This window comes from Chroococcidiopsis sp. (genome assembly GCF_051657925.1).
Classification (GTDB): Bacteria; Cyanobacteriota; Cyanobacteriia; order Cyanobacteriales; family Chroococcidiopsidaceae; genus Chroococcidiopsis.
Genome location: NZ_JBOFLP010000005.1, coordinates 1 through 13,236, shown reverse-complemented (window position 1 = coordinate 13,236; position 13,236 = coordinate 1). Strand labels below are relative to the sequence as shown.

Genomic DNA, 13,236 nt, shown 5'->3' with positions numbered 1-13,236 from the left:
TACCAGTAGAACCAGATGTATAGATAACGTAGCTCAGGTTTTCCGGCTTGACTCCACTATCAGGATTGGCGATCGCCTCTGGTTCGATCTCGTCCCACATCGTATCGATCGGGATAACACTGACACCAGGCTCGACAACCAAATTATTAATTAACTCTTGCTGGGTGACGATAACCGGAACTTGGGAGTCTTGCAGCATGAAGCCGATCCGCTCCTGTGGAAAATCTGGATCGAGGGGAACGTAAGCACCCCCTGCTTTGTGAATTCCTAGCAGCGCTACCATCATTAAGAGCGATCGCTCTACGTGCAGCCCTACTAAAACCTCGGAACCTACACCTTGTTGTTGTAAATAACGAGCTAGTTGATTGGCTTTAGCATTTAACTCTCCATAGGTCAGATGTTGACCTTCAAAAACTACAGCAACTCTTTCTGGATTTTGTGCTACCTGCTGCTCAAATAACTGATGAATGCATTTATCTCGGGGATAGTCTGTCTGAGTATTATTCAATTCTACAAGTAGCTGCTGTTGCTCTCGCGTATTTAGTAGAGATAATTCAGAAATGGGCTGTTGTGGGTTAGCAACTATACTTGTTAGTAAAGTTTGGAAATGCTCGTTCATCCGTTCAATTGTGCCAGAATCAAATAGATTAGCGTTGTATATCCACCTTCCTTTTAATCCATTACTATTTTGTTCTACCAACAAAGCAAGATCGATCTTCGCTGTGTTATCTTCTATTCCCCAAGGACTTGTAGCTAAGCTAGAAAGCTCCATGTTTTGTATAAAAACATTTTCATTAAAGGTAAACGTTACCTGAAAGAGAGGTGAATAACTTGAATCTATCTCCAGTTGTAATTCTGTTAGTAAGACTGAAAGAGGGACATTTTGATGGTTTTGCGCTGACAAAATAACTTCTCGTACTCGCTCTAGCAATTGCTGAAAGCTAGGGTTTCCAGACAAATCGGTGCGAAGAACTAGAGCATTAATAAAAGTTAAGTCTATTGATGAATGATTCTGGTTAACAACAGGGGAACCTACTGCGATATCTTCCGTACCTGTATAGCGGTAAAGCAAAGTATCCAATGCCGCTAATAAAGTTGTAAATAAGGTGACACCTTCCTGTTTGCTCAATAAGCTGAGTGCTGTTGTTAGTTTTCGAGACAGCGAAAACGATTGAGAACTACCTCGGAAAGGTCTATCTGTGCGTCGAGATCGATCGGTGGGAAGCGATAATAAAGGTGGCAAACCTGCTAATTGTTGTTTCCAGTAGGCGAGTGAAGACTGGATGGAAACCGACCGTTCAAAATCTTTTTTAGTAAACATATTACTTTCTTCGCAATGCTTTGTACTTGGTTTTTTACTTCGAGATTTTCCTCATGTGTATCGATCTCTACAGCACTATTTAATAAGCACCTTCTTTCTGCAAAACCACCTGAATTGTTCTGAGTACGATCTCAAAATCCAAACCGAGCGACCAGTTTTCAATATAGTTAAGATCGAGTTTTATTACCTGGGCAAAATCTAAGATATTAGAACGTCCTGAAACTTGCCAAAGACCTGTAACACCAGGTAAAACTTCTTGTCGAATAAAATGTTGCTCGGAAAAGTTTTCTACATCTCTAATTGGCAAAGGGCGGGGACCAACTAAACTCATTTCTCCCAAGAGAACGTTAAACAGTTGTGGCAATTCATCTAAGCTGTAACAGCGGAGAAATTTACCAATGCGAGTGATACGGGGGTCATCTTTTATTTTAAATAAAATTCCATCTTTGGTGTTGTTTAAAGCTTCTAAATCTTTTTGTAACTTTTCTGCATCAGTCTTCATGGTACGAAACTTCCACACTTGAAATGGTTTTCCATGTAGACCTATACGAGTTTGCTTAAAAAATATTGAACCAGGAGAATCTAGTTTGATAGCTATAGCGATCGCTAGGTAGATAGGAAAAGTAAGAGCGATAAATAAAGCAGCAGCAATAAAATCCATGATTCGCTTCAGCCAAAAATCTTTTCCTGTAATTACCGGACAGTCAAAACTCAGGCAGGTCATTCCTCCAATTTTCTTAAACTCGATGTCTCTATAAATTGGTTTTAACTCCATCGGTAAAATATGCAATGTTATCCCAGACGCTTGAAACAGCCAGCGTAAAAACATTCTGTTTTTAATTGCATCCCAAGATACAAATACTTCTGTTACACCTAATTTATTCAATTGTTCCAAAGTTTCTCGACGCGAAGATCTGTCTAATGCTGTAGGACTTGCCATCCCACGTACAACGTAACGATTCTCTTCCTTGATAGTTGTCAGATACTGTTCGTAATTTTCAGGATTGCAAATCACAAAAACTGAATCGCAATCTAGAATTTTCTGTTGATGAAGATGGTCAAAAAAGAAAGTAATGGCTAATCTTCCAGTACAAACAAACAATATGCTCGTCAATAAAGATAATATCAATGTCGAACGAGTAATATCAAAAACCGATTGGGACAATAAGCCAAATAATAGCAGCAATCCATGAGCAGAAACCAGCGTTTTACTAACGTTTAAATATTGAAAATGTTTTTTTCCTAACTGATAAGAACCTTGAAGAAATAGTGCTGCTATTTGAACGGTAACAGCGATTAATAACATCTGCAAAGAATTACTCTGTGTATAGTCAGAAAAATTCCAAGAAGCATAATTTTCAGATATTATCCAAGCAAAAAGTAGAAGAGTATAGTCTGTCGCAACTAAGGTAGTCAACCGCAGCCACCACGAACCCTTCCTGATCTTGGCAAATACGGGTTCGCGTAAATCTAGAGAAGCTTGATTTAAGAAAGTCATAGACATACTTTTTTAGCCTCAAAGTTTTCGATAAATGCTGTACTAAAATTTAAGATTTTACGAAGTTTGGGTAGAGATGCATCCAGTAGATGAGAGAGTATAAAATGGTACAAAGCATTATTGAATCGATCGCTTGTAGATGCTTTCAACGATTCCGCTAGCGATGAATTCAAGGGTTAAGTACAATTACCAAAGCTTTTGACTAGCTAACAATTGAAGGTGAGACTTAAACATTTATTCATTACTTGTTGCTCGGTGCTTGTTGCTCTGTACGCTACTTATAACAGTATGCAAACCAACTGTTAGCGATCGCGTTCAGGAATATGTATGACTTGGTGTATGAGTTGTATGTTTTCTGCTCAAATAGTAAGAATAGGATGCGCGATCGCACTCGTCCGGCAGCATTAGGAAAGCTACCAACCTAACTTTTGGCACGAATGGTTTAGCATAAAAGCAAGTGGGACTCCAAAGGTTTGCTAATGGTTCGCGCCCAAAATAAGCTAGAATTTATTCCTCCAGCTTTCAATCCCTTCGTTTTGCGGGTAACTCAACTGCTGTTACCTGTGATGCTGCGATCGCAAACAGCGATTACTCACATTCAAGCAGAGAATACAGAAGTTTTAGTCGATCTTTATCGCGCTTTTGGGGCTGGTAAAACTCGTTTTATCATGGCGTTCCGGCATCCCAGCCCTGACGATCCATTTTGTATGGCATACCTACTGCATCGTCTAGTACCACGGGTAGCACGCCAACAGCAAATATCGCTACCACGTCCAATTCACGCACATTTTCTTTACGATCGCGGTATTCCTTTGTGGGCGGGAGCGCATGTCAGTTGGTTGTTTTCCAACTTGGGTGGCATTTCCATTCATCGAGGCAAAGTCGATCGGCTAGGGTTGCGAACAGCGCGAAATCTGTTAATTAACGGCAGCTTTCCCATGGCAGTAGCTCCAGAAGGAGCCACTAACGGACATGGTGAAATAGTGAGTCCTTTGGAACCTGGCATTGCTCAGTTAGGATTTTGGGGCGTTGAAGATTTGCTGAATGCCGGACGCGCCGAACAAGTTTTCATCGTACCAATTGGAATTAAGTATTCCTACGTTCAACCTGCTTGGCAACCTTTAGATAAGTTATTGAGCGAATTGGAAGCAGATAGTGGTTTGAAGCAAGGGGAGGAAAAAGAAAAAATTGCCTCAACAGATGAAGCCTTGCTCTACCAACGACTTTATCGATTGGGCGAACACCTGCTGTCCTTGATGGAAGAATATTACACTCAATTTTACCATCAAACACTGCCAATTTCAGCTAATGCAATTGCTGCCGATACAGTAACAGCAGAAAATATTTCAGAATTAAAACTACCTAGTTCCGAACGGGATTTTGCAGCGCGATTGCAGGCACTAATGGATGCCGCATTGCAAGTAGCAGAGCAGTATTTCCACTTTCACCCTCAAGGCAGTACAATCGAACGCTGTCGTCGTTTGGAACAAGCGGGCTGGGATTGGATTTATCGAGAAGATATTAAGCAAGTAGAAGCCCTATCTCCTGTAGAGCGAGGATTAGCCGATCGCATTGCCCAGGAAGCTAGCCTGAGAATGTGGCATATGCGACTCGTAGAAAATTTTGTCGCAGTTACAGGTAAGTACGTTCGGGAGAAACCGACGATAGAGCGGTTTGCTGAAACAACTTTGCTGATGTGGGAAACAATTGCCCGAATTAAAGGTAGTAGTACCGTTCGTCGTCCTCGACTGGGTAAGCAATCAGTACAGATGACGGTAGGCGAACCAATTTCAGTTTCAGATCGCTGGCAAACATATCAAGCTAGTCGTCGCAGTGCTAAGCAAGCTATTACAGATCTAACAAGAGATCTGCAAACTGCTTTAGAACAAACGATCTAACCTGCCGCTTAAATCTCCTCAAGGCGATCGCTCCTGCAATTTTTACTTTTTATGTCAACACGAGTCGTCTCTGAAAAATCTCGATAATTTAAAGATATATCTCTTCTCAAGTCAAGGAGGAGGAGATGGCAGAGCAAGACTCGCATTCTAAGTTCTGGAATTCTGATTTTTGGGATAAAAATGTCCGAGCAACTCTAAGCCCGGTCATGCACAATCCCAGGCTGACACCAAAAATTTTATTTCTTTTGGCTGTAGTACCGTTTACCGTTGTTATCCTCGTGTGGGTGTTGACTCTGCTTGAGCAATAGAACCAGGTAAATTACGAGCTTGGTTGGAGGCGATCGCCATGATGGGACTGGGACTGTTTTGGTTTTTTGTGTTCTGCTTTATTGTTTTAATGGGCTTAGCTTTATTAGCAGAAGTATTATTCTATAACGAGGAGCAGCACTTTTGATAGCAAGTCTAGGCGTTATTCTCCCTGTTTAAAACAGGGGTTTAAAACCTTTGACCAACAACAGAGAAGCTGCGGGAATTTCTTTGACTGCCTGTAGAAAACGGTGTTGCCAAGATCGCTTCTACTTGTGGAATTAATTCCTCCCACTCAATCGGCTTATGAACTATTCCACTCACTAACTTCTGACATTCAACCGAAATAGAATCGCGACGACTAGGTGCAACTAGAATGACTGGTATGCGATCGTTGCGAGGATTTTGACATATACAGCGCACGACTTCCATCCCATCTATTCCTGGCATCATCAGATCGAGTAAAACTAGGTCAGGTTTTGCTCGTTCTATCTGGGCGATCGCTGCTGCTCCCGAGTCTGCAAGTATAACTTCATAACCTTCAGCCTCCAAGATAATCTGGAGTAACAAAGCGTGGTCGTAAACGTCATCGCAGACAAGAATACTTTTAGTACCGTTCTTTCCAAAACGAGTAGATAAGTCCATTAGATAAATTTAATTTGTTAAATACAGGCTTTATTAAACTACAGTCTTTGATATTTAAATTCCGCTACGATTCAATAGTTATAATTACTTACCGACAAAATTTAATATACCTCTTGTCCCAGAGCGATCTGAGGATAAATTAATATTATTTTAATAATGAAGCGATACAGCAGGGCGATCGTAACCTTGCGGTTTGAGTACGGGCAGTCTCGATCTCGGGATAGTAACCCAATCTTGGTAAATCAGCTCGTAACCGTACTTAAAAAAATAAGTTCGCACCTGCGAACTTATCAACCCTCACTCATGCTTACTTTTTTAATTCTTTGCTCCCACGGGGGGCTGTTTTTCCTATCTCACATTAGACTCTACATAAGTTTTCCGAGGGCTACGCGCTCCAACAACAGCACCAATCAGGGAGGCGACCAAGCCAAGCAAAGAACCAAATACGAACCACCACAAGCTTCTAGCAGTAGCATTAGCAATGTCACGAGCTTGTTCTGCACTTACCTTGGGTAGGTTTTGCGGATTAATTCCTTGGACTTGGTTAGATATGGCTCCAGCCGCATTGGAAGCAGCAGAAGCTGCCAAACCAAAAGCTCCCGTCACTCCAGAAGTTACTAGCCAAGAGCTAAGAGCTAAAGTAGTCGCCCAAAGAATTGCACCGTTAAGCAAAGCTGTACTGCGATTCATTGGTCCACAGCCACGAGCTGTCACCCAACCACCAATTAACAAAGAAATTAACAAAGCAATAGCCGACCAAATTCCCACATTACCAGCGACATCAGCAGCATTTGTTCTTGGTGCGCCAGAACCCGCAATGCTTGTTGCGCCAATCGCTGCAAATAAAGCACTTAAAATCAACTGAGTTGCTATTGCAATTACGATACCTGAAATAATTGGACCCCAGCGAATGCGATCGTGGTAATCGACAACGGGAGTGTTGGTAACGGTGCGCTCAGAAACAGCATCGTTAGTTGGTCTATTGACGTATGCCATATCCTAATTTACTTCCTCGATCCCTTAGAACTTAATGCTTATTGATTTTTATGTAATAGGGATGTATTTTTAAATTTAAATTGAAATCTATAACTTTGCTATCTATCAGTAGAAATATCCCAATAGAATTATTCAATTTTTCTCTAAAAAAAATCTTGCTAGCAAAGCTTTGTGCTAGATTGCACAGTGCATTTGGGAAAGAACAATGACTTATATGAAATAAGTCGCGACGTAGTGACGTTATTCGAAATATTTGTAAATAATAGTTTTTTTCACAGTATAGGTAGGGTGTGTTATGCGCTTGCGCGTAACGTGCCAAAAACTAAGAGTGATGCGTTATGCCAAAGGCTAACGCATTCTACGTAGATTTCAAAAATTAAATATGAGTCCTATATCTTGAATCAGTCGATAAATCCCCTCCAGTCTACGGAGACACGTAAAGTTTGATTCCCACTTCAGTACGTATTTCGATTGATATGGTAGCAGTTACTACTTCTATCGCTGGCAGGATGGCTTACCCGAATTATTGAATCATGATGAACGAAATATTGCAGTTGCGTTGTTGAGACAATCTGTTTGTAAATAGTCTTACAAACACCGCTCGAACAAGGATTTTTCCAACAGCGCGAATTTACAAAACTGCTATATCCCTCGGCACAGTCTAGCTAGATCGGGAGAAACAGAAAGTCTATGGAAAAAATCCACCCCCGCCGGAAGTGGACGCAGATAATGGCACTGGTGTTAACGGCATTACTGACACTGCCGATCCTTAATGCCTGTGGTGGCAGTCCGAACACGTCTGCACCTCCGCCTCCTGTTGCAGATAATGTTGGTAGAACGCAAACTTATCCTTCAAACCAACCCCAAGCAAGAAAGGGGCTGTCTACGGGACAAAAAATCGCGATTTTGGGTGGGGCTGCTGCACTCTACTACATCTACAATCAGCATAAAAATAGGAAAGGACAAGGACCGCAAGGACAATACTACCTCTCCAAAAACGGGCGGATTTATTATCGCGATGCTCAAGGTCGTCCTCATTGGGTCACGCCGCCACCAGAGGGAATTCGAGTTCCAGAATCGGAAGCGCGGCAGTACCGAGATTTCCAAGGATACAACAACAGATCGACAGGTCGCGACTTGACCGACTTGCAGCCAGCGCCAGCATTGTGACACTCGCGGCAGCAAAGGTATAGAACAGCAAGTGAAATAAAATAGTAGGAAGGAAAAATGAACTTTTTACAAAACATGTTTGGCGGTCAGGATGGAGAGCGAGATTACAAAGACTTTGTGAATCGATACGAACAGGGTTTACCGCACGAAGGCTATTCAGACGACGAAGTTTATAACCGATATCAACAAGTATCCAGACACGTACCCCCTGATATTTACCAAGAGTCCGCACAAGAAGCCTTTAGCCGCATGTCTCCACAAGAGCGGATGCAGTTTGGTCAATATCTTCAGCAGCAGGCGCGGGGGCAAAACTACGACTTTCCCGACCTTAACCAAGATGGCATAGACGATCGCCTCCAAGACCCCAACTATCTCGCACGCGCAACGGGTAGCATCCATCAGCAACAACCAGACCTACTCGGTCAGCTAATGGGTGGTGCTACTGGGGCTATGATGGGTGGTCAAAGAGGTGGTAACTTATTTAGCAATCCGTTAGCCAAAGCAGCGATGGCTGGGATTGCAGCGATTGCTGCCAAGAAGATGATGAGTGGTGGTAGATCGGCAGATTACGGGCAGTACGGCAATGTCCGCCCCGCCAGCGAAGACCCCTACGGCGATCCGGCAGATTACGGGCAGTACGGCAATGTCCGCCCCGCCAGCGAAGACCCCTACGGCGACCCCGCCGATCGCCGAGGTCTGTGGTAATACCGAGCAAATTTTTAGATCGTCGAGTAAGTTGCGATCGCTTCTGCAGTTGTTGCTGAGGGCGATCGCATCATCTTTTTTCCTTTTATATCGCCTATCTGTCTCCAACTAAAGCCGCCATAGATGGCATATTTTTCTCCAAACTACCAACCATCTACTACAAGCGGTTTTTGCTCGTCGAGCAGTTTTTGTAGTAGCTGAATACCTGTCGGAGTCCAATAGTACCTTTTTCTAGCATCGGTGTGATAATGAATTTCGATCGCAAAGTCGGAGGCATGTTTGGCTTTGGTCTTGGTCAGCCATTCTGGTGAAACCCCTAGACGACGGCTAACTTCTTTGGTTGGTAAAGAGTTTGCTGGAATACCAGATAATTTTTTTTGTGACTTCAGACAGCGTAATTGCTCGATTCCCGCTTCCATCCAATGTACGACTCCCGCTGCATCCTTGTAGTAGTGAGTGTCAGTCAAGAATTGGTCTGGATGCTGATATCGTTGAGCGTGACACCAACTTAAAGAACACCCCAGTTGGGCGGCAACTTGGGCAGTTGTTTGGGTTTTTGGCTGGGACGATCGCAACGGGACGAAGGTTTGAGAGCGATCGGTTCCAGGGACAGATAGATTGGCTAATTCAGTTGATGCAGAAGTAACGCAATTCAAGTCAGAAATTTTGCTTCCCGCTTGTCCTCCGCTGTGTGTATCGATGATTTTTGGTTGATGAATGACAGGGTTTGTTGGAATTTGAACTCGATTTATTTGTTGTAATCGAGCGAATATAGCTGCGATCGCCTGCACAATTGTTGACTTCAAACTTGGGCGAATAAAATTCGCCAGACTCAGCGCTGAACGACATGCTTTCAATAAATCGTCTTTTGTACTATTTATCCAATTCAGAACTCCCTCAGTTTTTTGTTTTACTAAAGTTCCAACGTGAGTAGAAATTAATGATATTTTTGTGCTGCTAGTAGGAATTGAACTAACTGGTTTGATGTATTTTGTATAGTCTGATTTAAGCGATCGCGGGTCCCATCCTCCTATCTTTTTTGGAGATTTAGCTAAAAACTGAATTGGTTGCATTTCCCTTGAAAGCGCATTTATTTTTACTGCTGGCTCCGCTCGATCTTCTCCTTGCGCTTCAGGAGATTCTCCCACAGACTCAGATTTTAAGTCTGTTGCTAACGAAGGGCGATCGATCGCCTTAGCAACTTCAAAAGATTCTCTCACAACCCCCTGTTCCAAGTTTGTTGCAACTAGATCGATCGCCTGACCAACTCCAGGAGATGCTCTCATAGCCCCCCTTTTTAAGGGAAGCCAGTCGCGTGTGGGGGTTCCCCCCGTTGAGCGAACTAGCGTGGGTTGGGGGGATCTTTCCTTCAACCAAGAAACAATCGAATTGAGTAGTTGATGAGAACTAGAATGTCGCTCGACGGAATTCGTATGATGCGATTCTACCAACTGTTCGTTAGAGAGAACTGTTTCTAAGTTAGGGATATTTCTAAACTCTTTTAATCGGCAAATCTGCTTCATCTTTCTTGCCAACTCTGGAATTGGGTCAGGGAGTTGAGCTAAAGATTTAAAGATATCTCCTGTATCAGGATTTTGAAAATCTGTCCGTGAAAATAGTAACCCTTCTCTAGCATCCAGTTGATAAACTTCCCAGAGTTTTTTATCTTCTGCTAGAGCTAGAATAGATAAATAAATTGATAATTGAGGGAAAAAATCAATCTCCAAACATCTTTTCTCTAAAGATTTTCTCAAAGGATGTTGATAGTCAGACAATCCTTTAATATTATCATCAACTGAATGGCGATCTTCTGAAAAATAGAGACTGTCATAATCAATGAGTTTGAGCGCCAACTGTTGAAAAGATTTAACTACCAAAACATTACCATGTTGCAGATCGCCGTGAGCAATACCAGCGTCGTATAAGTTCTTAGACAGTTCTCGCCATCGCTCTGCCAAAGAGAGTAAAACATTTCTTTTCCCAAGGTTTGCTTTAATAAACTTTTTTAAATTTTCTCCTTCTACCCATTCCATTTTCAGAATTGGATAGCAATCACCTTGAACTCTAATTCCTGATTCTAAAAATGTAGAATCTACAAAATAATTTCGACACGGACTATTTTTTAATCGGATTAAAGCCTGTTTATAGTGATTTTTGACCTCAAAGTTACTCCGGTAGAAACATCTCACTGCCCAAAGCTTGCGAGGCGATGAAGTTTCAAATTTAAAAGCGATGGCAAAACTTCCAGCAGCCGACCAAATATCTTTAGTACCATCAGGCTTAATTCTTTCTACTGCTTTTCCCGCGACTAAGCTTGCATCCAAATCGCGCTCTATTTTGGTTTGAGGATCTTTTTTACGAAAAGCAAACTGAGGGTTGCGAATTGCGCTACAGTATTCCGAACGACTGGGATATTTCATAATTCAGTTTTCAGTTATTAGGGAGCAGGGAGCGCACGAGCAGGGAGCAGGGAGATAGAGGGACAAGGGGGAGAAGGGGGACAAGGGAGATAACTACAAATGACAAATGACAAATGACAAATAATTTAGTTGCTACTCACTTTTATTAGTACTAACGTCGTGTCATCATTTTTAATCAGTTTTTGTTGTCTGAGTTGATTAATAAAGCGATCGAAATCCTGCTGTCGTTGAAATTGAAACATCTTTTTCCAGTCTTCTCCTTGGGCTTCATAATCTGATATAAGCCATTGAGATAAGGCATCTGTTGCTAGTAAGAAAATGTCTCCGCACTCGTACCATCCTGCGGTAAATTGAGGCGGAAATGAAGCGTATTCTGGTAGACTCTCAAAACAGAGTGTTGTACCTTTAAAATCCCGTGCAGCAGTCAGAGGAAAGGTGAGGAGATTGCGAGTCTCCTGCTCTAATTTAAATAAACAAGTATCTCCTACGGCTACAGCTTGCCATTGACTTTTGGCATAATGCTCTAAGTTTTGTAGCTCTAAGTTTTGTAGTTGTAACCCCAAAAAAGTAGCTGAGCCGCGATTTTTGATATCCGAACCTCCCTGCCACCATTTGCGATTGGGAGATTGAAGTTTGGTTAAGTAATATTGTCGCCAAATTTCTTGGGACGGCTGCAACCATTCCTCGTGCGATCGCCGGATGCTCTCAATCGGGTTTTCTGCTACGCTTTGGCAAAAAGATTTGACGAGAATTTCCGCCCATTTTTGCGGGTATAGCGAAGTACTAGCCCCGTCTGCTAGAGCTACTAAACTACCATCGGGGCTGTTCTCAAAGCGATCTTGAATGTTTCGCTCTAGTTCGCCAACTTTAGGTAGAGAGAAATAGCGGATTTCATAAGACATTGAATTTAGGTAGATAATCTACCCGCGAAACTCTGCTTTTGTTCCTATTTCTAATAGTTGAATGAGGGTTTCGAGTTTGGCATTATACACAAAACCTTTGGCATATGGAGTCGGATTTAACCCAGATGCCGCAGCTCGTTCGAGCATATTTGGAGGTAATTCGCTGGAAGTTTCAAATAAAAATTGAGCGTAACTATCTCCCTTGGGTAACTGGGTGGGAGCAGCGGGAAGGACGACTTCTTGTACTGCATTACCAGAGATATGAGCGTTGAGTAACAAAGTCTTGCCATCGTCTGTTTCTAGTCCAGCGAGTGCCTCAGCTGCTTTGCGGGTTGTGGGTAGGGAGTCGGCTTCACCATCGGTAATATTAATTACAACAGGGGGAAAGCTGGAGGGATGCGTTTCAATCCAGTCTTGGACTAACTGATGTGCCATTTCAAATGCTTCTGTCATCGGAGTTTCTCCCACCGCCGCAGGTTCGATCCAAATCGGAAATTGGTCGTCGATTTCTACTAATCCACCTGCTCCATCCGATACTTTTCTTTTTATGGTTTCAACTCGCAAACAGTTTTCGGTGAGTTCTTGAATGGTGACAACTGGTTTCGCGGCTAATGCTCCTGAAAAAGCGTTGACGGCTGCATCTTTTAGCTTGCCATAGCCCAATACTGAGATGTCGCAGCTATTCTTGATATCCTCGCCATCGGTACAGGCTAAGACTGTCTCTCGCAATACTCGATTCACAGCCTTAGCGCATTCTTTCGATTTCGTACCTGCGGAACCAAACGGATAGCACATAGAGAAAGATTGATCGATCAGGATGACTAGGTATCCTGGCGTAGCGCGACTAATTTCTTGGGTGTAAGACATAGCAGTTAAGTCCCGAAGATTTGTGGGAGCGATTATACAAAATCCCCGCACTTGACTAAATGACTGACTGCGCCTGGTAGATTAGTGTTGGCAATCTAAAGTCTATTTTTGGCGATCGCAAAGTTTTAAAGTTGTATTGCCAATAATTAACAACTCAATTACATATATTCACAGGCAATTTATTCTATGCAAAAAATTCGCATTGGTAACGGCTACGACATCCACCAACTAACTACAGAGCGCCGTCTGATTCTGGGAGGGGTGGAAATCCCGCACGAACTGGGATTATTGGGACATAGCGATGCTGACGTACTCACCCATGCGATTATGGATGCTATGCTGGGAGCGCTGAGTCTAGGAGATATTGGCTTGTATTTCCCCCCCTCCGATCCGCAATGGAAAGGTGCAGATAGTTTGGTACTGCTGAGTAAAGTCAACCAACTCATTCAAGAACGGGGTTGGCAAATTGGTAACATCGATTCCGTAGTCGTGGCAGAACGCCCAAAAC

12 protein-coding genes are annotated in these 13,236 nt (G+C 42.7%); 5 read left to right on the top strand and 7 right to left on the bottom strand.

From position 1 onward, the window contains the following. On the bottom strand, positions 1-1,321 hold a 1,321-nt coding region (locus ACRC32_RS00335; RefSeq protein ID WP_438552117.1), incomplete at its 3' end, for a non-ribosomal peptide synthetase. Between the two features lie 79 nt (positions 1,322-1,400). Then, positions 1,401-2,825, bottom strand: a complete 1,425-nt coding sequence (locus ACRC32_RS00330) for a sugar transferase (RefSeq protein ID WP_438552116.1) — start codon at positions 2,823-2,825, stop codon at positions 1,401-1,403. 473 nt (positions 2,826-3,298) lie between these two features. Here ACRC32_RS00330 and ACRC32_RS00325 point away from each other — a divergent pair, with 473 nt between their 5' ends. Together ACRC32_RS00325 and ACRC32_RS00320 are read left to right on the top strand one after the other, a co-directional pair. Continuing rightward, a complete protein-coding gene (locus ACRC32_RS00325) occupies positions 3,299-4,717 on the top strand; it encodes a 1-acyl-sn-glycerol-3-phosphate acyltransferase (protein ID WP_438552115.1) in 1,419 nt (472 codons plus the stop codon). A gap of 125 nt (positions 4,718-4,842) precedes the next feature. Beyond that, positions 4,843-5,025, top strand: a complete 183-nt coding sequence (locus ACRC32_RS00320) for a hypothetical protein (RefSeq protein ID WP_438552114.1) — start codon at positions 4,843-4,845, stop codon at positions 5,023-5,025. A 187-nt stretch (positions 5,026-5,212) separates the two neighbouring features. On the opposite strand, the gene ACRC32_RS00315 is transcribed toward ACRC32_RS00320, so the two are convergent. Beyond that, positions 5,213-5,668, bottom strand: a complete 456-nt coding sequence (locus tag ACRC32_RS00315) for a response regulator (protein WP_438552113.1) — start codon at positions 5,666-5,668, stop codon at positions 5,213-5,215. 348 nt (positions 5,669-6,016) lie between these two features. After that, on the bottom strand, positions 6,017-6,664 hold the full coding sequence (locus ACRC32_RS00310) for a hypothetical protein (protein ID WP_438552112.1): 648 nt from the start codon (positions 6,662-6,664) through the stop codon (positions 6,017-6,019). Between the two features lie 690 nt (positions 6,665-7,354). On the opposite strand from ACRC32_RS00310, the gene ACRC32_RS00305 reads away from it, so the two are divergent. Together ACRC32_RS00305 and ACRC32_RS00300 are read left to right on the top strand one after the other, a co-directional pair. Next, complete coding sequence (locus tag ACRC32_RS00305) at positions 7,355-7,834, top strand: hypothetical protein (protein WP_041462430.1); 480 nt, start codon at positions 7,355-7,357, stop codon at positions 7,832-7,834. A gap of 57 nt (positions 7,835-7,891) precedes the next feature. Then, positions 7,892-8,539, top strand: coding sequence for a hypothetical protein (locus ACRC32_RS00300; protein WP_438552111.1), 648 nt, complete (start codon positions 7,892-7,894; stop codon positions 8,537-8,539). A gap of 143 nt (positions 8,540-8,682) precedes the next feature. Here the strand turns inward: ACRC32_RS00300 and ACRC32_RS00295 are convergent, their stop codons facing one another. From ACRC32_RS00295 to ACRC32_RS00285, 3 genes are all read right to left on the bottom strand, one after another. Further along, positions 8,683-10,959 (bottom strand): hypothetical protein, encoded by a 2,277-nt coding sequence (locus ACRC32_RS00295; protein ID WP_438552110.1) that lies wholly within the window; start codon positions 10,957-10,959, stop codon positions 8,683-8,685. A gap of 125 nt (positions 10,960-11,084) precedes the next feature. After that, positions 11,085-11,861 carry a hypothetical protein gene (locus tag ACRC32_RS00290; protein WP_438552109.1) on the bottom strand — a complete coding sequence of 259 codons (777 nt, stop codon included), beginning with the start codon at positions 11,859-11,861 and terminating at the stop codon, positions 11,085-11,087. A gap of 18 nt (positions 11,862-11,879) precedes the next feature. After that, positions 11,880-12,728 carry a VWA domain-containing protein gene (locus ACRC32_RS00285; RefSeq protein ID WP_438552108.1) on the bottom strand — a complete coding sequence of 283 codons (849 nt, stop codon included), beginning with the start codon at positions 12,726-12,728 and terminating at the stop codon, positions 11,880-11,882. 186 nt (positions 12,729-12,914) lie between these two features. On the opposite strand from ACRC32_RS00285, the gene ispF reads away from it, so the two are divergent. Next, positions 12,915-13,236, top strand: a 322-nt coding sequence (ispF, locus tag ACRC32_RS00280; RefSeq protein WP_438552107.1) for a 2-C-methyl-D-erythritol 2,4-cyclodiphosphate synthase, incomplete at its 3' end; no start/stop codon positions are given.